Annotated in this window: 14 protein-coding genes and 1 pseudogene; 12 read left to right on the top strand and 3 right to left on the bottom strand. The window is 65.9% G+C overall.

All coding sequences use genetic code 11. From position 1 onward, the window contains the following. Nucleotides 1-67: 67 nt before the first annotated feature. Nucleotides 68-607, bottom strand: a complete 540-nt coding sequence (locus tag M3A49_RS08485) for a hypothetical protein (protein ID WP_266228289.1) — start codon at nucleotides 605-607, stop codon at nucleotides 68-70. Nucleotides 608-942: 335 nt separating this feature from the next. Further along, a complete protein-coding gene (locus tag M3A49_RS08480) occupies nucleotides 943-2,370 on the bottom strand; it encodes a PLP-dependent aminotransferase family protein (protein WP_266228288.1) in 1,428 nt (475 codons plus the stop codon). Between the two features lie 366 nt (nucleotides 2,371-2,736). Here M3A49_RS08480 and M3A49_RS08475 point away from each other — a divergent pair, with 366 nt between their 5' ends. Genes M3A49_RS08475 through M3A49_RS08465 form a run of 3 tightly spaced genes read left to right on the top strand, consistent with a single transcriptional unit; the run spans nucleotide 2,737 to nucleotide 6,526 of the window. Next, nucleotides 2,737-4,068 carry an amino acid permease gene (locus M3A49_RS08475; protein WP_266228302.1) on the top strand — a complete coding sequence of 444 codons (1,332 nt, stop codon included), beginning with the start codon at nucleotides 2,737-2,739 and terminating at the stop codon, nucleotides 4,066-4,068. Further along, nucleotides 4,068-5,372: an NAD(P)/FAD-dependent oxidoreductase gene (locus tag M3A49_RS08470; protein WP_266228287.1), complete on the top strand. Its 1,305-nt coding sequence runs from the start codon at nucleotides 4,068-4,070 to the stop codon at nucleotides 5,370-5,372. The genes M3A49_RS08475 and M3A49_RS08470 overlap by 1 nt, the downstream gene beginning before the upstream one ends. A gap of 5 nt (nucleotides 5,373-5,377) precedes the next feature. Next, on the top strand, nucleotides 5,378-6,526 hold the full coding sequence (locus M3A49_RS08465) for a branched-chain amino acid ABC transporter substrate-binding protein (RefSeq protein WP_266228286.1): 1,149 nt from the start codon (nucleotides 5,378-5,380) through the stop codon (nucleotides 6,524-6,526). Between the two features lie 23 nt (nucleotides 6,527-6,549). On the opposite strand, the gene M3A49_RS08460 is transcribed toward M3A49_RS08465, so the two are convergent. Then, a complete protein-coding gene (locus tag M3A49_RS08460) occupies nucleotides 6,550-9,486 on the bottom strand; it encodes a PAS domain S-box protein (protein WP_266228285.1) in 2,937 nt (978 codons plus the stop codon). A gap of 246 nt (nucleotides 9,487-9,732) precedes the next feature. On the opposite strand from M3A49_RS08460, the gene M3A49_RS08455 reads away from it, so the two are divergent. From M3A49_RS08455 to M3A49_RS08415, 9 genes and pseudogenes are all read left to right on the top strand, one after another. Next, on the top strand, nucleotides 9,733-10,593 hold the full coding sequence (locus M3A49_RS08455) for a Ku protein (RefSeq protein WP_323183123.1): 861 nt from the start codon (nucleotides 9,733-9,735) through the stop codon (nucleotides 10,591-10,593). Nucleotides 10,594-10,635: 42 nt separating this feature from the next. Continuing rightward, nucleotides 10,636-13,247, top strand: a pseudogene (gene ligD, locus M3A49_RS08450) (DNA ligase D). 134 nt (nucleotides 13,248-13,381) lie between these two features. After that, the gene (locus tag M3A49_RS08445; protein ID WP_266228284.1) at nucleotides 13,382-13,567 is read left to right on the top strand and encodes a hypothetical protein; all 186 of its coding nucleotides are present in this window, start codon (nucleotides 13,382-13,384) and stop codon (nucleotides 13,565-13,567) included. Nucleotides 13,568-13,628: 61 nt separating this feature from the next. After that, the gene (locus M3A49_RS08440) at nucleotides 13,629-15,041 is read left to right on the top strand and encodes a PLP-dependent aminotransferase family protein (protein ID WP_266228283.1); all 1,413 of its coding nucleotides are present in this window, start codon (nucleotides 13,629-13,631) and stop codon (nucleotides 15,039-15,041) included. Nucleotides 15,042-15,149: 108 nt separating this feature from the next. Further along, nucleotides 15,150-16,130, top strand: a complete 981-nt coding sequence (eutB, locus tag M3A49_RS08435) for a hydroxyectoine utilization dehydratase EutB (RefSeq protein ID WP_266228282.1) — start codon at nucleotides 15,150-15,152, stop codon at nucleotides 16,128-16,130. 1 nt (nucleotide 16,131) lies between these two features. Then, nucleotides 16,132-17,169 (top strand): cyclodeaminase, encoded by a 1,038-nt coding sequence (locus M3A49_RS08430; RefSeq protein WP_266228280.1) that lies wholly within the window; start codon nucleotides 16,132-16,134, stop codon nucleotides 17,167-17,169. Nucleotides 17,170-17,178: 9 nt separating this feature from the next. Next, a complete protein-coding gene (gene doeA / locus M3A49_RS08425; RefSeq protein ID WP_266228279.1) occupies nucleotides 17,179-18,387 on the top strand; it encodes an ectoine hydrolase DoeA in 1,209 nt (402 codons plus the stop codon). Nucleotides 18,388-18,392: 5 nt separating this feature from the next. Beyond that, a complete protein-coding gene (gene doeB / locus M3A49_RS08420; protein WP_266228278.1) occupies nucleotides 18,393-19,421 on the top strand; it encodes a N(2)-acetyl-L-2,4-diaminobutanoate deacetylase DoeB in 1,029 nt (342 codons plus the stop codon). Between the two features lie 7 nt (nucleotides 19,422-19,428). Then, nucleotides 19,429-19,911 carry an Lrp/AsnC family transcriptional regulator gene (locus M3A49_RS08415; RefSeq protein ID WP_266228276.1) on the top strand — a complete coding sequence of 161 codons (483 nt, stop codon included), beginning with the start codon at nucleotides 19,429-19,431 and terminating at the stop codon, nucleotides 19,909-19,911. Nucleotides 19,912-19,971: the final 60 nt, after the last annotated feature.

Below are 19,971 nucleotides of genomic sequence, written 5' to 3'. Positions count from 1 at the left end.
GTGATAAAACCAGCTACATGGTCCGTTTAATGACTTTCGACTCGACGGCTAAAATCAATACGCGGATTTAGAAACCGCGCCGAACCGTAACCGTTGCGCCTGTGCTATGCGAATGAAGAATGGCGACGCGTGCGGTGGCGGAAAACACCCATTCGTCGACGGTCAGCGAGAGCCTGCGCTGAGGCTGCGCGCCGATGTTCAGCGTGCTGTCCGGCACCTGCAGAATCGAGATTTGCGGCGCGGTGGAAGGGCCCATCTGCAGATACTCGGCAGTTGTCCGTGCAGCCTGCTGCTGCGTACCGTAACGGCTCCCCTGCACCGACTTTACGAAGTCGTAATGGTATTGTTCCTGTGTCGCCGGCGCGCTATAAAAACTTTCGACTTGCGCATAAAAAGGCTTTGACTGATTCGCCTGATATTCCATTTCGTACCGGTGGAGGTACGCCTGGGGTTCCGGTGGCAGCGCTGGAACCACTTCCATCGGCATGGACGGGATATTGGCGACCGTCATGGTTTCGGGAATGTTCACACCGGTGCTCTGAGCGAATGCATAACCGCTCAGCATAAAAAAGGCTGCACCGACAATCTTTTCGTTCAGGCACGTCATGAGCATGCCTCCAATGACGAACTCGAAACATCAAACTGTCGAACGTACCTGCCGAACAGACTGCCTTTGCATCACTGCACCAATGCATTCTAGTACCTGATTTGCTTCCCGCCAGCCGAATGTGTGCGCACGTCATGCAGATGGATGCGAAGTCCACCAGAGCGCGGACGGCGTGCAACGTCGTTGCCTAACATCGCGGACGTTATGACCGATTCGGGCTGCGCGAGTCGCACTCGCAGCGGAAGAAATTGCGCAGGGTCGTGCGCATGCTCGATGGGCTCGCGCCAGAGGCGAGCCCATCGACACCAGCCCATTGGGGAAAATCCGGGTGCGGCCTAGATCGTGCCAAAGAGGGCGCGCGGGCGGTCCTGCAGCGTGCGCGCGAGGACCTTCAGCGCTCGCGCCAGTTGCTCCCGCGAGGTTGCGCACGCGAGGTTGATGCGCACGCCGTGCTCGAGCGTCGAGCGGTCCACTGCGAACGCCGAGGCCGGCATGGTGTTCACGCCGCGCGCGAGCGCGTTGGCGGCGAAGTCGTCGGAACGCCATGGCGCCGGCACGCGCAGCCAGACGAACATGCACGCCGGGTCGCTGTTGAGCAGATCGCGAGGCAGGATCTCGAGCGCGAGTTCCTGCCGTGCCTGCAGTTCCGCACGCTGCGCTTCAAGGATGAGGTGCGCGGTGCCGTCCTCGATCCAGCGCGTGGTGATGAGCGTGGTGAGCGGCGCGGGCATCCAGGCCGTTGTGCGCACGGCTTCGGCAGCGAGCGGCGCACCGTGCGGCGGCGTGAGCAGATAGCCGATGCGCAGTCCCGGCGCGAGCACCTTCGAGGTGGAGGCCACGTGGAAGGTCAGCTCGGGGCACAGACTCGCGATGGTGGGCAAGCGCTTGCGCAGCAACGGCCCGTACACGTCGTCCTCGATGATGGCGACGTGATGACGCCGCGCGATCTCCACGAGCGCGAGGCGCCGCTCCAGGCTCATCGTGACCACGCCGGGATTCTGCAGGTTCGGCACGGTGAAGATCGCCTTCACTGGCATGCGGCGGCACGCGTCTTCGAGCTGGTCGGGCAGGAGTCCTTCGGCGTCGCTCGGGATCCCGACCAGCTCGAACTGGAACACAGGCGCGAGCGCCTTGAGGCCGTAGTAGGTCAGCTTGTCGGAGAGGATCACCCCTTCGTGTCCCATCAGGCTGCTCAGGACCGCATAGAGGCCGTGCTGCGCGCCGCTCGTCACGACGAGATTCTCGGGCGAGGGCGTGAAGCCAGGCGCGGCGATCCACTGCGCGCCCGCCGCGCGCGCCCATTCGGCGCCCTGCGGCGGCTGGTATTCCTGGGTTTCCGCAAAGCGCGGGTCGCGCGAGATCGATGCCATCGTGCGGGCGAGCTGCGCGAGAAATTCTCCGGTCGCCGGCCGGTTGACGGTGAGGTCCACCACGCCGCTCGCATCAGCGCCGCTCGCCTGGCTGCCGCGCTGCGCCGCGGCGCTGACAGCAGGCATGGCCCCGCCGGTGACGATCGAGCCGCGCCGCTTGCTCGCCACGATCAGCCCGCGCGCCTGCAACTCCTTGTACGCGCGCGAGACGGTGGAGACGTTGATGCCCAGTTCCACAGCCAGATCGCGCTGCGGCGGCAGGCGGCTGCCGGGTGGGTATTGACCGCTGCGCACCTGCTCCTCGAGATTGCGGGAGACCTCCAGATACGTGGCTTGACGACCTTTTGTCTGGATATCGTCATCCGATTTTGTCTGGTAATCGTCGGCTTTCATGCAAGTAGTAACTCCATACAAAACTCGATCGTCTGCCACGTTGCCTTGCTGCTGTCTGATGCGCCAGCAGCGCCATCATCGCATCTTCAACCCAATAATACGATATCTGGCGGGAGTTTAATTGTCTTTGCCCCGGGCCGAAAGATCACTCACCAGGGAATTTCCTGGTCTCCACACAAAGCCTTTTTAATTGCACACAAAAAATTATTGTGTGAGTATGAATCCAAGGTTTTGTTCGGTCAGCAGTTCGGCGCAACACGCACTGTATTACAGGAGGACAGGCTCGTGGCAACCCGGCAACCCACACCCGCTTCAGGCGGAACATCCACACCCCTTGGCCATTCGCTGCGCAAGCGGCACGTCACGATGATTTCGCTCGGCGGGATCATCGGCGCGGGGCTCTTCGTCGGCAGCAGCGCCACCATCAGCGCGATGGGGCCTGCTGCCTGCCTGAGCTATCTGCTGGCGGGCATCGTCGTGCTGTTCGTCATGCGCATGCTCGGCGAGATGGCGCTCGCGCATCCGGGCGTCGGCTCGTTCACGGAGTTCACGCGCATTGGTCTTGGCGACTGGGCCGGATTCACGAACGGCTGGCTCTACTGGTACTTCTGGGTGATCGTGGTTGCCGTGGAGGCAGTGGCGGGCGCGGGCATCCTTCAGCGCTGGATTCCCGCACCGGTCTGGGTGATCGGGCTCGTGCTCCTTTCGCTCATGACGGTCGTCAACCTGCTCTCGGTGAAATCGTATGGAGAATTCGAGTACTGGTTTGCGTCGATCAAGGTGGCGGCGATCATCGTGTTCATCGTGGTGGGCGCGAGCTACCTGTTCGGGTTCAGCTCGTGGCACCAGACCGTGAACAACCTGAGCGGCGATCACGGGTTCATGCCGTTCGGCGCGATGTCGATCTTCGCGGGCGTGCCCACGGTGATCTTCGCGGTGGGCGGTGCGGAGATCGCGACCATTGCCGCGGCCGAATCCGACGATCCGGGCCGCAACGTGGCGTCGATGACACGCTCGGTCATCCTGCGCGTCATCACGTTCTATGTCGGCTCGCTCTTCGTGATCGCGTGCATCGTGCCGTGGGCGAGCATCAAGGTGGGTTACTCGCCGTTTGTGGCCGCGCTCGAAACCATGCATATCCCGGGCGCCGCGGACATCATGAATGCAATCGTCCTGGTGGCCGTGCTGTCGGCGCTGAACTCCGGGCTCTATGTGTCGTCGCGCATCGTGTTCCGGCTCGCCGAGCGCCGCGACGCCCCGCGCGCGCTGCTCACGCTCTCGAAGAGCCGCGTGCCGCGCCTGGCCGTGCTCGCGAGCAGTATCGTCGGCTACGTGGCCATCGTCGCGGCGATCGTTTCGCCACAGGGCGTGTTCCTCTATCTTGTCAGTGCATCGGGCGCGGTCATGCTGTTCGTGTATCTCTCCATCGCGGTTTCGCAGATCGTGATTCGCCGGCGCCTGGAGGCAACGCAGCCCGAACGGCTCACGTTCAGGATGTGGCTCTTTCCCTGGCTTTCGTGGGCCGTGGTGGCGGCCATTGCCGGCGTGCTCTGCGCGATGGGCTTCGACCGCGCGCTCTCTGGCCAGCTCATGGCGAGCCTCGCGAGCCTGGCGGTGGTGTCGGCGGCTTACCTGCTCACACGCAAGAGGACTCACGCGCAGGATTTCCGTGAGCCCGCAACCAACTGGAAGAAGTAATGGCGCAAGTGGCTGTCATCGGCGCGGGTTTCGTGGGGTTGTCGTGCGCGTACTGGCTCATGCGCGACGGGCACAGCGTGACGCTGTACGACGCGCAGGGGCCGGGCGAGGGCGCTTCATACGGCAACGCGGGCACGTTCGCGAACTATGCGTGCATACCCGTGAACAACCCGGACGTGTTCCGCAACATCCCGCGCTTTCTGTTCTCGTCAACGAGCCCGCTGCGCATCCGTTGGGGCGACGTGCCGGCGCTCGCGCCATGGCTCACGCGTTTCCTGCTGAGCGCCACGCCGCGCCGCTACGAGGGCAGCGTGAACGCCCTCGCGCAACTGCTCTCGCGCGCATTCGAGGGCTACCGCGAGATGCTGACCGTCGATGCGCTCGCGGCCTTCGTGCGCGAACGCGAATGCCTTTACCTGTATTCGAGCGCGGCGTCGTTCGAGGCCGCGCAGCCAGCGCTCAAACTGCGGCGCTCACTCGGCGTAGCGTTCGAAACGCTCGCGCGCAGCGAGATCGCACAACTGGAGCCCGGCCTCGCGCCGCTCTTCTCTCAAGGCACGCTTTTCAAGGGCAGCTGGTTTCTGAGCGATCCGCGTGGTTTTCTGCAGGCCTTGCATGCGATGTTAACGCAGCGCGGTCTTGTGCACCGGCGCGTGGCCGTCGAGACGCTGAAGCCTGCGGCAAGTTCGGTGAAGCTGATCGACTCGGCGGGCGAGGCGCATGACGCGGAACACGCCATTGTGTGCGCGGGCGCGTTTTCGGGGCGTCTCGCGCGCCAATGCGGCGACGCGGTGCCGCTAGGCGTGGAGCGCGGCTATCACGTACGCTTTCCTGGCACCGCTAACCGGATTTCGCGCCCGTGCGGCTGGGCCGAGCGCGGCTTCTACATGACGCCGATGGACGGCGGCATTCGCGCGGCGGGCACCGTCGAGCTGGCGGCCATCGGAGCAGGCAAGAACGCGGACCTGCTGCGCCTGTTGACGCGCTCCGCGCAGGAGGCGCTGCCCGGACTACCGGAGCCGGACAGCGACTGGCTTGGCTTCAGGCCGAGCCTGCCCGACGCGCTGCCCGTGGTGGGTGCGTCGAGCCGCTCGCCGCGCGTGATCTACGCGTTCGGGCACCAGCATCTGGGCGTGACGCTCGGCGGCGTGACGGGCAGCGTGGTTGCCGACCTCGTTGCAAAGCGTGCGCCTCCCCTCGATCTCGCGCCTTATAGTCCGCGCCGTTTTTTAGCCTCTGTTTCGAGCCACTTTCCAGCCAACAGCCACGTAACACCTAACGCAACTGTCTCCCAGCGAGGATGAGCATCATGAACCGTCGCACTCTCGTACTAACGATGGCCCTCGGGCTGATGGGCTTGCACGGCCCCGCGCAGGCGGCCGAACCCGAGGTTGTGAAGATCGGCTTCGCGGGGCCGCTCACCGGCCCGGTGGCGCGCGTCGGCAAGGACTTGCAGTACGGCGCGCAGCTCGCGATCGACGAGGAGAACGCCAAACATCCCGTGATTGGGGGCAAGCCGGTGAAGTACGTGCTCGACGTGCAGGACGACCAGGCCGATCCGCACGTGGCCGTGCAGGTGGCGCAAAAGCTGGTGGACGACGGCGTGGTCGGCGTAATCGGCCACTACAACTCGGGCTGCAGCATTCCCGCTTCGACGGTTTATCACAACGCGAACGTCGCGATGATCACGCCGGGTTCCACGAACCCGGCGCTGACCCAGCAGGGCTACGCGAACGTGTTTCGCACCATGGGCAACGACGGGATAGGCGGCGTGATCGCCGGAAAGTTCGCGGTGGAGCAGTTGAAGGCGAAGCGCATCGGCATCATCGACGACCGCACGGCCTTCGGCCAGGGGCTCGCCGACGCGTTCGAGAAAGGCGCGAAGGGGGCCAACGGCAATATCGTCGATCGCGAGTTCACCAACGACAAGGCCGTCGATTTTCGCGCCATTCTCACGTCGCTCAAGCAGAAGAACGTCGACGTGATTTTCTTTGGCGGCCTCGACGAACAGGGCGCGATGCTCGCCAAGCAGATGCGCACGCTCGGCATGCCGGCGCGCCTCTTCGGCGCGGGCGCGCTGAAGAGCAATGCCTTCCTGCAGATCGCGGGCCCGGCGGGCGAGGGCACGCAGGACCTCGAGCCGGGGCCGGCGCTCGACAAGCTGCCTTCCGCGCAGGCATTCGCAAAGCGCTACAAGGCACGCTTCAATCAGGATGTCGAACTGTATGCGCCGTTCGCCTATGACGCCGCGCTCGCCATGCTCAAGGCGATTCGCGACGCCGATTCGCTCGACCGCGCGAAGATCGTCGCGAGCTTCCCCAAGGTGACGGTGGTGGGTGTGACGGGCAATATCGCGTTCGATCCGCACGGCGACCTCATCAAGCCGCCTTATACGCTCTTCGAGGTGCAGCAGGGCCAGTGGAAGAGCCTCAAGACGCTCGGGGGCAATGGCGTGTGAAGGGCGCGCGGGGCCGGGGCCTTTCACCGCGCGATCAGCAACTCGAACAGCGCGTGGAATGCGACCGGCTTCGTGAGATGCGAGTCGATACCGCTCATGCGCGAGCGCAGCCGGTCGGCGTGCTGGCCCCAACCCGTTAGCGCGATGATCTGCAGGCCGACGTAGCTCGGGCTTTGACGAATCTGCCGCGCGATTTCGTAGCCGTCCATGCCGGGCATACCGATGTCGAGCACGACCGCATGTGGCACCGACTGCTCCAGTGCGCCGAGCGCGGCGGCGCCGTCGTAGACCACGCGAACTTGCGCGCCTTCGGCCGAGAGCACCATGGCGAGCGAATCGGCGGCGTCGCGGTTGTCGTCGACCACGAGAATGCGCTTGCCCGCGAGCGGCTTCGCGGCGCGCGCCACGGTCGCCGGGGTCTCGCGCGCTTCGGCGGGCATTTGCTGCGAGAGCGGCAAGCGCACCGTGAAGGTGCTGCCTTTGCCGGGGCCGGCGCTCGCCGCCTCGACCGTGCCGCCATGCATGCGCACGAGATGGCGCACCATGGTGAGGCCAATGCCAAGACCGCCCTGGTTGCGGTCGGCAGGGCGGCTGACCTGCGTGAACATTTCGAATACCTGACCAATCTGCTCGGCCGACATGCCGATGCCCGTATCGCTCAGCGTGACGACGACCCACTCGCTTTCGCGCATAGCGTCGAGCCGGATCTGGCCGCCCGTGTCGGTATAGCGCGCCGCATTGTTGAGCATGTTCGCGAAGACCTGCGTAAGCCGCACGCGGTCGGCGTCGAGAACGAGCGGCGTGTCGGGCAGCGTGATGCTCAGTTCATGGTGCGCCTGATCGATCGCGGGACGGCTCGTTTCGATAGCATTCTCGATGATTTCCGCGAGCGCCACGGGCGCCTTCACGAGGCCGATCTTGCCGCGCGTGATGCGCGACACTTCCATCAGGTCGTCGATCAGCCGCACCATGTGATGCACCTGGCGATCGAGCATGTCGAGTATCGGCGCGGAGTCCGCGGGAAACGCACTGCGCCGGATGAGGTGCAGCGCATTGGCAATGGGCGCGAGCGGATTGCGCAGTTCGTGCGCGAGCGTCGCGAGGAATTCGTCCTTGCGCCGGTCGGCTTCCTTGAGCGCGTCTTCGGCGTTCACGGCTTCGGTCACGTCGATCGAGACACACACGTGGCCGCGAAACTCGCCGCTCGCGGAAAACCACGGCGCACAGCAGGTTTCGAACCAGTGCCAGCCCGCGTCCTTGATTTTCACGCGCAGCCGGCTCTGGAACGCGCAATGGTCGTGCTGCGCGGTCTGTAAGCGCGAAAGAAAGCCGGGCAGATCACGCGGATGCACGATGGTGTGCCAGCCGGTTTCGAGCAGTTGTCCTGGCGTGAGGCCGATCGCCGTGAGATAGCGCTGGTTCAGATAGACCGTGTTGCCCTGCGTGTCGATTTGCCAGATCAGCGCGGGCGACGCTTCGGCTAGCGCACGAAAGCGCGCCTCGCTCTCGCGCAGGGCTTCCTGGGCGCTGCGGCGGTCGTCCACGTCGATATTCATGCCCACCCACTTGCGCACCGTGCCGTCCGGATTCCAGATCGGCGCGGCGCGCACGTTGGTCCAGCGCCAGCCGCCCGTAGCGACGTGCAAGCGGAATTCCGCGTTCACCACACGCTGCGCCGCAATCGCGTCCTTCCATTGGCTCAACGCGTAGGCGCGGTCGTCGGGATGAACGGCGTTGGCCCAGCCTTCGCCGAGCCATTCTTCGCCGGGCTGGCCGGTGTATTCCGACCAGCCCGGCGAGACCGACTCGGCCTGACCTTGGGCATCGGCTTCCCACACCGCCTGCGCCAAGCCTTCCACCAATGCGCGAAAGCGCTCCTCGCTGTCCACGCATTCGGTTTCCGCGCGCTTGCGTTCCGTAATGTCCAGCGCGAATTCGGCGCACTTCGAGGCCATGCCCGTGCCCGAAAGCCGGGTGGGCGCGAAAAGGCCCCACCAGCGCGTGCCGTCCTTGCGGATCAACTGCCGCTCGTAGGGCTGTGTGCGTCCGGTGGTGGCGAGGTCGGTGACCGCGCGCGTCGTGACGCCGAGAAATTCGAGCGGCACGAGCCTGTCCCAGTGCGCCGCGGCGCGCAAATCCTCGCGGCTATAGCCGCTCATCTGCTCGAATGCGCCGTTGGCGTCGGCCATGGTGCCGTCGAGGTCGAAGAACAGCACGCCCACGGTTTCGATGGAAATGGCGGCCTGCAGGCGCGCTTCGCTCTCACGCAGCGCGTCTTCGACCTGCTTGCGCTGCCCGGCTTCGTCGTGGAGCTTCGTGTTGATGTTCTGCAGCGTGCGCGTGCGTTCGGCCACCTGATGCGCAAGATTGCGGCCAGCGTCCTGGGCGTCGCTCAGCGCGCTAGTCAACTGGTGCGCGGCGCTTGCGCTGGAGGCGAGGCTTTGCAGCAGGCGCGCGTCCTCGGCGTCGAAATGTCTTTCCTGGCCGTGCGTCACGGCCCAGACCGTGCCGACCACCGTGCCGTTGACGCGCCACGGCACGTGCAACGCTTCGCGGATGGGCGGATCAATCGCGCGGTACGAAGCAAAGCAGCGTGCAGGCCGGTCGAACAGGAGCATGGTGTTGCGCCCCTGCGTCACGCCGCTGGCGCAGTCGTCGCCGGGAAGCGTGCGGTCCACGTCGCCGGACAGTTCGCCAGCCACCGCGCGCCAGCGGAACCGGGCCGTGGGGCCGTCGCGCTCGGGCACGCTCACGCCGGCCGACTCGGCGCGGCAAAGCGTGAGGGCGAATCGCGCGAGCATAGGCAGTACACCTGAGGGATTGCTCGCCATTTCCTGCATGAGCGCGGCAAGCGCACGGCACTCGCCCTGGTAGTCGGGCAGTCGGTTCGGGCGGTTCACCAGAGCCTCGGTGATCAACGTTTCCTCGACCGTGAGCGCAGGAGCGCCGTCGGCTTGCATGCTGCCTCCGCTGTAGTCGTCCGCCGCGCCTGCATTCGCATCCTTGGTGCAAGGTGCGAACGCCGGCGGAGCCCATTGTCTTCATAAGGAAGCATCGCGTATTCCCGTAGACGAAATCCGCGAGGAACCAAGGCGTTTTGTTGCGTCCCCTTTGAAGGGCGCGCACGCCGGGGAGGGCGGCAAAGCGCGGCGGGCACTGCGTTTGCTTGAAAGCCGCACGATCTGGAAGGCGAGGAGGATGCGATCATGCCACGCGCGATATGGAAAGGTGCCGTCACTTTCGGGCTCGTGTATGTGCCGGTCGAAGTGTTCCCGGCTACGCAAAGCGAGCGTACCGGCTTCAATCTGCTCGATCGGCGCACGCTGGACCCGGTCGGCTACCAGCAGATCAACAAACGCACGGGCAAGCCGATCCAGCACGACGACATCGTGCGCGGCTACGAGTATAAGAAAGGTGCCTACGTGGTGATGTCCGAGGAGGAGATCAAGGCCTCGAGCCCTGAATCGACGCAGACGGTCGACTTGCTCGCGTTCGTGGAGGCAGCGCAGGTCTCCTTTCTCTACCTCGACACGCCGTACTGGCTCGCGCCCGACAAGCGCGCGGGCAAGACCTATGCGCTGCTGCGCGACGCACTTGCGGCGAGCGGCAAGATCGGCATTGCGAGCGTCGTGCTGCACAGCCGGCAGCATCTCGCGGCGCTTGTGGCGGCGGGCCCCGCGCTTGCGCTGCAAACGCTGCGGTGGGCCACCGAGGTGCGCGAGTTCGATGCGGTGAAGAGCCTGCCCAAGCGTGCAAAAGCCGCTGGCGTGAGCACGCATGAGTTGCAAATGGCGCGCAAGCTCATCGACGACATGAGCACGGACTGGGACCCCGAAACGTATCGCGACACCTACCGCGACGCGATTCTCGAACTGGCCGGACGCAAGGCGCGCGAAGGCAAGGCGCACGAACTCGCTCAGGTCGAGGCGCCCGCGCCTGAGCGGCGTGGCGCGGATATCGTCGACCTTTCCGAACTGCTCAAGCGCAGTCTCGGCAAGCGCGGCGAAAGCGGCGCGAGTGCGCCGCACGGGAAACCGGCGCCGAAGCGCGGACGGCGCGCGGCGTGATGAACGCGACCGCGGCTCAGAGAGCGCAACAAGGGGCAAACGATGAAGCACAAGCTCGAAGTCTACGAACAGAAACGCCGCTTCGATGAAACGCCGGAGCCGCGCGGCAGGGCCGCTCGCCACAGCGCGCGACCCCGAGACGGTGAAGGGGCGTTCGTGATCCAGCGTCACGACGCGCGGCGGCTGCATTACGACTTTCGCCTCGAACTGGACGGCACGCTCAAATCGTGGGCCATTCCCAAGGGCCCGAGCCTCGACCCGACGGTGAAACGGCTCGCCGTGCATGTGGAGGATCATCCGCTCGAATATGGCTCGTTCGAAGGGCATATTCCCGAAGGCAGCTATGGCGCAGGCACGGTGGCGATCTGGGACCACGGCGTGTGGCGTCCCGAGGGCGGCTTGCGCGGCGCGCGCGAAGGCTATGCGCAAGGCAAACTCAAGTTCACGCTGGAGGGCGAGCGGCTGCACGGCGGCTGGGCGCTCGTGCGCAGCCCCATGCACGACGGCAAACGGGAGAGCTGGCTGCTCATCAAGCAGCGTGACGACGAGGCCGTGCCCGAAGACGAATTCCATGTCATCGAGGACAAACCTGCCGCGTCGAAAGCGTCGAAGGCATCGAAAGCGTCGAAAAAGCGCCCGCGGTCGGGCAACGGGGCCGCGAAGCAGGGGGCAGCGACGGCACTGGAAGGCGCGGTGCGCGCACCGCTGCCGGACACACTCGCCCCTGAACTCGCGACGCCCGCCGATGCCCCACCCCACGGCGACACCTGGCTCTACGAATTGAAATTCGACGGCTACCGCGTGCTGGCGCGCATCGACCGGCACGCGCGCGGCAAGGGCGATGTGCGTATCTTCACTCGCGCCGGCAACGACTGGACGGCGAAGTTCCCGCGCCAGGTGGAAGCGCTGCGCGCGCTGAAGGTCGAATCGGCGTGGCTGGACGGCGAGGCCGTGGTGCTCGACTCAGCCGGCGTGCCCAACTTCCAGGCGCTGCAGAACGCGTTCGACGCGGGGCGCGCCGGCGACATCACGTTCTGGCTCTTCGATCTGCCCTGGCTCGACGGCGCGGACTTGCGCGACGTGGCGCTCGAGGCGCGGCGCGACAAGCTCTCGGCGCTGCTTGCCCAGAAGCCTCACGACGCGCTGCGTTTTTCGGAGGCCTTCGAAGGCGAGCCGCAGGCATTGCTCGAAGCCGCCTGCGAGGCGAATCTCGAAGGGCTCGTTGCCAAGCGGCGCGACAGCCCTTACACGTCCACGCGCAGCGCCGCGTGGCTCAAGCTGCGCTGCTCTCGGCGCCAGGAATTCGTGATCGGCGGCTATACGGAACCGAAGGGCAGCCGCGAGGGGTTCGGCGCGCTGCTGATCGGCGTGCATGGCGATGATGGCGCGCTGCAATATGCCGGCAAGGTGGGAACGGGTTTCGACGCAGCGCGGCTCGACGCGATTGCGGGCGAACTGCGTGCGCGCGAGTGCAAAACCTCGCCGTTCGCTGCGGTGCCGGCGGCCGAGCGTCGAGCGGGCGTGCACTGGGTGCGGCCCGAACTCGTGGCGGAGGTGCGCTTCAAGACCTGGACGAGCGCGGGCGTGGTGCGCCAGGCGTCGTTCGTCGGATTGCGCGCGGACAAGCCCGCGAAGGACATCGTGCGCGAAGGGCAGTCGTCGCCGGTGCTCGCGGCAGGCAGCGAGCGTGCAAAGAAGGTCGCAAAGCAAGCCTCAACGAGCGCGCCAAAGACGGCGAGCCGCACGCGCCGCGCCGCGCACGACGAAGCCGAGGTCGCCGGCGTGCGCATCACGCATCCCGAACGCGTGATCGACGCGCAAAGCGGACTGCGCAAGATCGATCTCGTTGAGTACTTCGAAGCGATTTCCACGTGGCTGCTGCCGCACGTCAAGGGGCGGCCCGTGGCCCTCGCGCGCGCGCCCAAGGGCGTGGGCGGCGAGCTTTTCTTCCAGAAGCACGCCAACGCGCTGCAGATTCCCATGCCACGCAGCACGCCGGCCTCGATCCGGGCCATGCGCCGCTGCTCACGCTCGATTCCATCGAGGCGCTGGTCGGCGCGGCGCAGATGGACACGATCGAACTGCACACCTGGAATGCGCTCGCGGCGAGCATCGAAAAGCCAGACCGCATCGTCTTCGACCTGGACCCCGATCCCTCGCTCGCATGGGCGCGCATGCTCGAGGCCGCGCAGCTCACGCGCGAGCTGCTCGACGCGCTGGGCCTGCGGGCATGGTGCAAGACGAGCGGCGGGCGGGGCCTGCACCTGGTCGTGCCGCTCACGCGCCATGGCGGCTGGGCCGAGGCGAAGGACTTCGCGCGCGCGGTGGCGAGCCACATGGCGGCGACGCTGCCCGAGCGCTTCAGCGCGAAGATGGGGCCGCAAAACCGCAAGGGCCGCATTTTCGTCGACTACCTGCGCAACAACCGCGGCGCGAGCACGGCCGTGGCGTATGCGCCACGGGCGCGGCCCGGTCTCGGCGTCTCGGTGCCGGTGGACTGGGACGAACTGCACACGCTCACCAGTGGCGACCATTGGAACGTCGCGAACGTGCGCGAGCGGCTCGAAGCGCTGCGTGTCGATCCGTGGCGCGACTACGGAAAGGCGCGCCAGCGCATTACGGCTTCTATGTGGAAACAACTCGACGCGAAGTGAAAGCGGATCGTCGGATGCCAACCAGGCTCGCCAGCTCGTTTCCGCGGCCAGCACGGCGGCGGCCGATGGCGGCGCGGCGGTGGCGGCGATAGTGGATACGATGTCGGCCATTCAGAACGGTCGAGATCACGGGCATGATCGAGGGCAGTGTTCGCTTGCGCAGCGCGAGCGCGAGCGCGGCGCGCGAAATCAAGGTGCTGATCGACGCATCGGTCGGGCAGGTGCGCGAGGGGTCGGCTCTCGGGGCAGGCACACCGGCTGTCGCAGGCGGTGTCGATTTTCCGGACCTGATTGTCCTTTTTTACCCGCAATTGTCCTGAGACAATTATTTTCCGCCCCGTTTCTGAGCGACCATGAACGCTTACCGAGGAGCGGATCGAGATGGCGTGGGCGACGATTTCGGGCGAGTGGCGTGACGCGGTCGGGGCCGCGCACGGCGCGGAGTCCAAATACAAACGGCTGGTCAAGGCGATTGCACAGGACATCGAGCGCGGCGCGCTCGTTTCCGGCGTTCGCCTCGCGCCGCAGCGCGAGGTGGCAGCGGAACTGGGCGTCAGCGTGCAGACGGTCACCAATGCCTACAAGGAACTCGAAAGACAGGGCCTGATTCGCTGCGAGGTGGGGCGCGGCAGCTTCGTCGCCGCGCGCGTGACCGAGTCGATGTCGAACTATATTCTCGACACGGCCGAGCGCGAGATCGTCGACTTTTCCATTGCGCGCATCGTCCACACGCCGCAGCACGACGCCGCGTGGCGCGACGTGTGCGCCACGCTCGCGACGCTGGACGATCAACCGTGGATCCGCTCGTTTCGTCCCATCGCGGGCTTCGAGCATCATCGCCAGGCGGGCGCGGCGTGGCTCGCCTCGCTCAACATGCCGGTGAAACCCGAATCGCTCCTCATCACCAATGGCGCGGCGCACGGCATTTTCCTCGCGCTCGCGTCCACGGTCGGCCCCGGCGACACCGTGCTCTGCGAAAGCCTCACGGACCACGGTGTGATCGGCTCGGCAAACGTGCTGGGTTTCACGCTCAAGGGGCTCGAAATCGACGAATACGGCATCCGTCCCGAGCATTTCGAGGAGATGTGCGACAGCGAGCGCGTGAGTGCGCTCGTGTGCACGCCGACTTTCAACAATCCCACCATGGCCGTCTTGCCCGATTCGCGCCGCCGCGCGATTGCGCGTATTGCCCAGCGTTATGGCGTGTACGTGATCGAGGACGATGTGTATGGCGCGCTGCCCGCGAAAGCCAACACGCCTGTCGCGAGCCTGATTCCCGAACTGGCGTTCTATTGCACGAGCATGACCAAATCGGTGCTCACCGGACTGCGCACGGGCTATCTCGCCATGCCGCGCCGGCTTGCGCTGCGCGTGGAAAGCGTGTTGCGCGTGAGCAGCTGGATGGCGACTTCGCCGATTGCGGAAATCGCCACGCGCTGGATCATGGACGGCACCGCGCGCCGCCTCGTGGAACTGCAGCGCGAGCGGCTCGCGGCGCGCCAGGCGATGGTGCGCGCGGCCTTGGGCGACTATGTGCTCGGCGCGCATCCCAACGCGCTTTCCGCCTGGCTGCGCGTGCCCGACCACTGGCAGGCGGACCGCCTCGTGCGCGAGTTGCGCAATCGCAAGATTGCCGTGACCTCGCCGGACCCATTTCTCGTGGGCGGCACGCAACGTCCCAATGCGGTGCGCATCAGCCTTGGCGCGGAAGCTTCGGACGCCGCCTGCCGCAACGCGCTGCAGACCATGGCGGGCGTGTTCGAGCAGTATCCGCACGTGCACGATTTCAGCTAGGCGTTTTTCGTATGCCGCGATGGGCGCGGATTGTACCAGGACATTAGAAAGCCCGTTTTGGCTCATTAGACTGGATTGCACAGATTCACTGGAAGGAACGTGCATTTCATGTCGTCGCTTTCGCTTTCGTCACTCTCGCTTGCCGATGTCTACCGCGCGCGCCAGCGCCTCGCGGGCCGCGTAGCGCACACCCCGCTCGTGGCGTCTCCCGCCTTGTCGGCGCGCGTGGGCGTGCCGGTTTACTTCAAGCTCGAAACCGTGCAGCCCACGGGCAGCTTCAAGTTGCGCGGCGCGACCAATTCGGTGGCGCATCTCGCCGAGTCAGGCGTGAAGCGCGTCGTCACCGCATCCACCGGCAATCATGGCCGTGCGCTCGCCTATGCGGCCCACGCGCTCGGCATGGAGTCGGCCGTGTGCATGTCGTCGCTCGTGCCGCCCAACAAGGTCGAAGCCGTGGCCGCGCTGGGCGCGCGCGTGGTGATCGCGGGCAAGAGCCAGGACGAGGCGCAGATCGAAGCGCTCCGCCTCATGCGCGAAGAAGACTATGCGTTCGTGCCGCCGTTCGACGACCTGCGCGTGATCGCCGGCCAGGCCACCATCGGCCTCGAAATTCTCGAAGCGCTGCCCGATACCGCGACCCTCGTGGTGCCGCTGTCGGGCGGCGGACTCTTCAGCGGCGTGGCGTTCGCGGCGAAGCAGATCCGGCCGGACGTGCACGCCATTGGCATTTCGATGGCGCGCGGCGCGGCCATGCACGCGAGTCTCACGGCGGGCCATCCCGTCGACGTTGAGGAAAGCGAAACATTGGCCGACTCGCTGGGCGGCGGCATTGGTCTCGACAATCGCCACACCTTTGCGCTGACCCGAGCGCTGGCTGACGACGTCATCCTGCTCGGCGAACCCTCAATCGCGCGCGGCGTGGCCCATGCGTACCGCGAAGAGCGTCTCGTGGTGGAAGGCGCGGGCGCGGTGGGCATGGCGGCGTTGCTCGACGGGCACATTGAGCGCAGCCAAGGCCCGATCGTGGTCGTGGTGAGCGGCGCGAACATCGACATGACGGTGCACCGCCGTCTCGTGACGGAGGTTTGAAATGCATTCCGAGTTGTCACCCGAATTGCCACCTGAGTTGCCGCCGGTTACGTTGCTGGGCGCCGGGCAACTGCGCGAACTGGTCCCGCTCGATCTTGCGGCTGTCGATCAGGTCGAATCCGCGTTCGTTGCGCTCGCAACCGAAGCCGTTGTCATGCCGCCCATTCTGAACCTCGCGCTGCCCGAGCGGCATGGCGAGGTCGATGTGAAGACGGCGTATCTACCGCGCTTCGAACAGTTCGCCATCAAGATCAGCCCCGGCTTCTTCGACAATCCCTCGCTCGGCCTGCCGAGCCTGAACGGGCTGATGCTGGTGCTGTCGGCGCGCACAGGTCTTACCGAAGCCGTGCTGCTCGACAACGGTTATCTGACTGCCGTGCGCACCGCTGCGGCGGGCGCAGTAGCCGCGCGCTGGCTGGCGCGTCCCGACGCGCGCCATGCGGCGATCATCGGGGCGGGCGAGCAGGCGCGCCTGCAACTCGACGCGCTCATGCTGGTGCGCAAGATCGACAGCGTGAGCGTCTGGGCCCGCGATGCGGCGCGGGCTTACGACTTCGCCGCCGACGCCGAACGCCGCCACGGCGTACGCGCGCGGGTTGCCGCTTCGGTGCACGACGCGCTCGCGCAGGCCGACGTGGCCGTGACGACCACCCCCAGCCGCGCCCCGCTCGTTCATGCGGCGGACCTGCCAGCCGGTTTGCACCTCACGGCCATGGGCTCCGACGCCGAGTACAAGAACGAACTCGCGCCCTCGGTGTTCGAATCTGCGCGTTATGTCTGCGACCGCTTGCAGCAAACGCGCGTCCTCGGCGAACTCAGGCACGCGATCGAGGCGCACAAGGTCGCGCCCGATCGCGGCTTCGCGGAGCTGGGCGAAGTCATCGCGGGCCGCCGCGAGGGCCGCGCAGACGCAAACGACATCACGATCTGCGACCTCACCGGCACCGGGGCGCAGGACACCGCCATTGCCGTTCTTGCCTTGCAGCGCGCCCGCGCAGCCGGTGCGGGCGCGGTGTTTCACAACGCAGTCACGCCTTGAGAGGGAAAGATGTCCGCAGCAACTGAAAAGAGTGAGGTGGCGCCGCGCCTCGTGTTCGCACGCAGCGAATACGACGCGCGCATTGCGAAGACGCGCCGCGCGATGCAGGACGAAGGCATCGATCTGCTGATCGTCACGGACCCGACCAACATGAACTGGCTGACTGGCTACGACGGCTGGTCGTTCTATGTCCATCAATGCGTGCTGCTGACCATGGACGGCGAACCCGTCTGGTTCGGTCGCGGCCAGGACGCGAACGGCGCGAAGCGCACGGCGTTCATGTCGCACGGCAATATCATTGGCTATCCTGATCATTACGTTCAGTCGCCCGTGCGTCACCCCATGGACTACCTGAGCACGGAAGTCATCGCCGCGCGCGGCTGGGACACGCTGCGCATTGGCGTGGAGATGGACAACTACTACTTCAGTGCGGCGGCCTACGCGTCGCTCCAGCGCCATTTGCCCAAGGCGCGCTGGGTGGATGCCACCGCGCTCGTGAACTGGCAGCGCGCGGTGAAGTCGCTGCGCGAGATCGAGTACATGCGAGTTGCGGCGCGCATTGTCGAGAAAATGCACGCGCGCATTCTCGACGTGGTCGAGCCGGGCATGAGGAAGTGCGACCTGGTTGCGCAGATCTATGACGCGGGCATTACGGGCGTGGAAGGACACGGCGGCGACTATCCCGCCATAGTGCCGCTCCTGCCCACCGGCGCCGATGCCGCCGCCCCACACCTCACGTGGGACGACTCGGCATTCATGGCGAACGCGGGCACGTTCTTCGAGATCGCGGGCTGCTGCCACCGCTATCACTGCCCGCAGTCGCGCACCGTCTATCTCGGCAAGCCGCCAAAGCACTTTCTCGATGCGGAGAAGGCCGTTGTGGAAGGCATCGAGGCAGGGCTCGCCGCCGCGAAGCCCGGCAACGTGTGCGAAGACATCGCCAATGCGTTCTTTGCGGTGCTGCGCAAATCGGGCATCGAGAAGAACAGCCGCTGCGGCTATCCCATCGGCGCGAGCTTTCCGCCCGACTGGGGCGAGCGCACCATGAGCCTGCGCCCGGGCGACCGCACGGTCCTCGAACCCGGCATGACGTTTCACTTCATGCCGGGCCTGTGGCTCGACGACTGGGGCCTCGAAATCACCGAAAGCATCCTCATTACCGAAACCGGCGTCGAAACGTTCTGCACCACGCCGCGCAAACTGTTCGTGAAGGAGTAGGGCCGATGCGTGCGTCACCGATTACGCCGACCGTCGATTACGACGCCAATGGCGTGCAACACGGCTTTTTGAGGCTGCCTTATTCGCGCGACGATTCCGCGTGGGGGGCGATCATGATTCCGCTCACCGTCGTCAAGCACGGCGAGGGGCCGACCGTGCTGCTCACGGGTGGCAATCACGGCGACGAATACGAAGGGCCGATCGCGCTCGCCAAGCTGGCGGGCTCGCTGCAGGCCGCGGACGTGAACGGCCGCGTGATCATCGTGCCATACATGAACTATCCCGCGTTTCGTGCGGGCACGCGCACCTCGCCTGTCGACGCGGGCAATCTGAACCGCAGCTTCCCGGGGCGCCCCGACGGCAGCGTGACCGAAAAGATCGCCGATTACTTCCAGCGTGAGTTGCTGGCGCGCGCCGATTACGTGCTCGATATTCACGCGGGCGGGCGCACGCTCGACTTCGTGCCGTTTGCGGCGATTCACGTGCTGCCCGACGGCGATCAGCAGGCGCGTTGCGAGCGTGCGATGCGTGCGTTCGGCGCGCCGTACTCCATGCGCATGCTGGAACTCGACAGCGTCGGCCTGTTCGACAGCGCCGTGGAGGAAGCGGGCAAGGTGTTCGTTTCGACCGAACTGGGCGGCGGCGGCACTTCCACCGCGCACAGCGTGGCGATTGCGGATCGCGGCGTGCGCGGTTTTCTTGCGCACGCCGGAGTCATCGAGCGCAAGGCCATCGAGCGCAGCGTCGGCTCGCGCACGACCACCTTGCTCGACATGCCCGACGGCACCTGCTACACCACGAGCGAGCATCGCGGCATGCTGGAGATGTGCCGCGATCTCGGCGATACCGTCGAGGCGGGCGAGGTGCTCGCGCGCGTGCACGACATCGACCGCACCGGCGCGCGCGCCGTGGAATATCGCGCGCAATGCGGGGGGCTGCTGGCGGCGCGTCATTTCCCTGGTCTCGTGCAGGCGGGCGACACCGTGGCCGTGGTCGCCGACGTCGTCGAACGCAACCTGCCCGTGGCGGCATGAGCGCGCCGTGATCAAGCTTGACCGTTACGACCTCGCCATCCTGCGCATCCTCGAGCGCGATGGCCGCATCACGAAATCGAAGCTCGCCGAAGAGGTCAATCTTTCGATTTCACCGGCCTGGGAGCGCGTGCGCAAGCTCGAGGAAAGCGGCGTGATACGCGGCTATCACGCCGAGGTGGACTGGGTAGGCGCGATGCGTGGCAGCCGTATCGTCGTCGAAGTGGCGCTATCGCGCCATACCGCGCCCGACATGCGGCGCTTCGAAAAGCGCGTGAGCGCGGCCGAGGAAGTCATGCAGTGCTACGCCACGGGCGGCGGGGTGGACTACGTGCTGCACGTGATGGCGCGCGACATCGACCATTACCAGCGCTTTATCGATGCACTGCTGATGGAGGATCTCGGGATCGAACGCTACTTCACCTACATCGTGACGAAGGTGGTGAAGTGCGCGCCCAGCCACGCGCCTGCGTGGGCCCTGGAGAGCGCGTGAATTTTTCGCGCCCGCGCGCGGCGGTTCCGAAAAAAGCGCAAGTGCGCGGGGCTGAGAACC

Origin of the sequence: Paraburkholderia sp. CNPSo 3076 (genome assembly GCF_026343935.1) — a bacterium.
GTDB lineage: Bacteria > Pseudomonadota > Gammaproteobacteria > Burkholderiales > Burkholderiaceae > Paraburkholderia > Paraburkholderia nodosa.
This window is presented reverse-complemented; position numbering and strand designations above follow the sequence as displayed.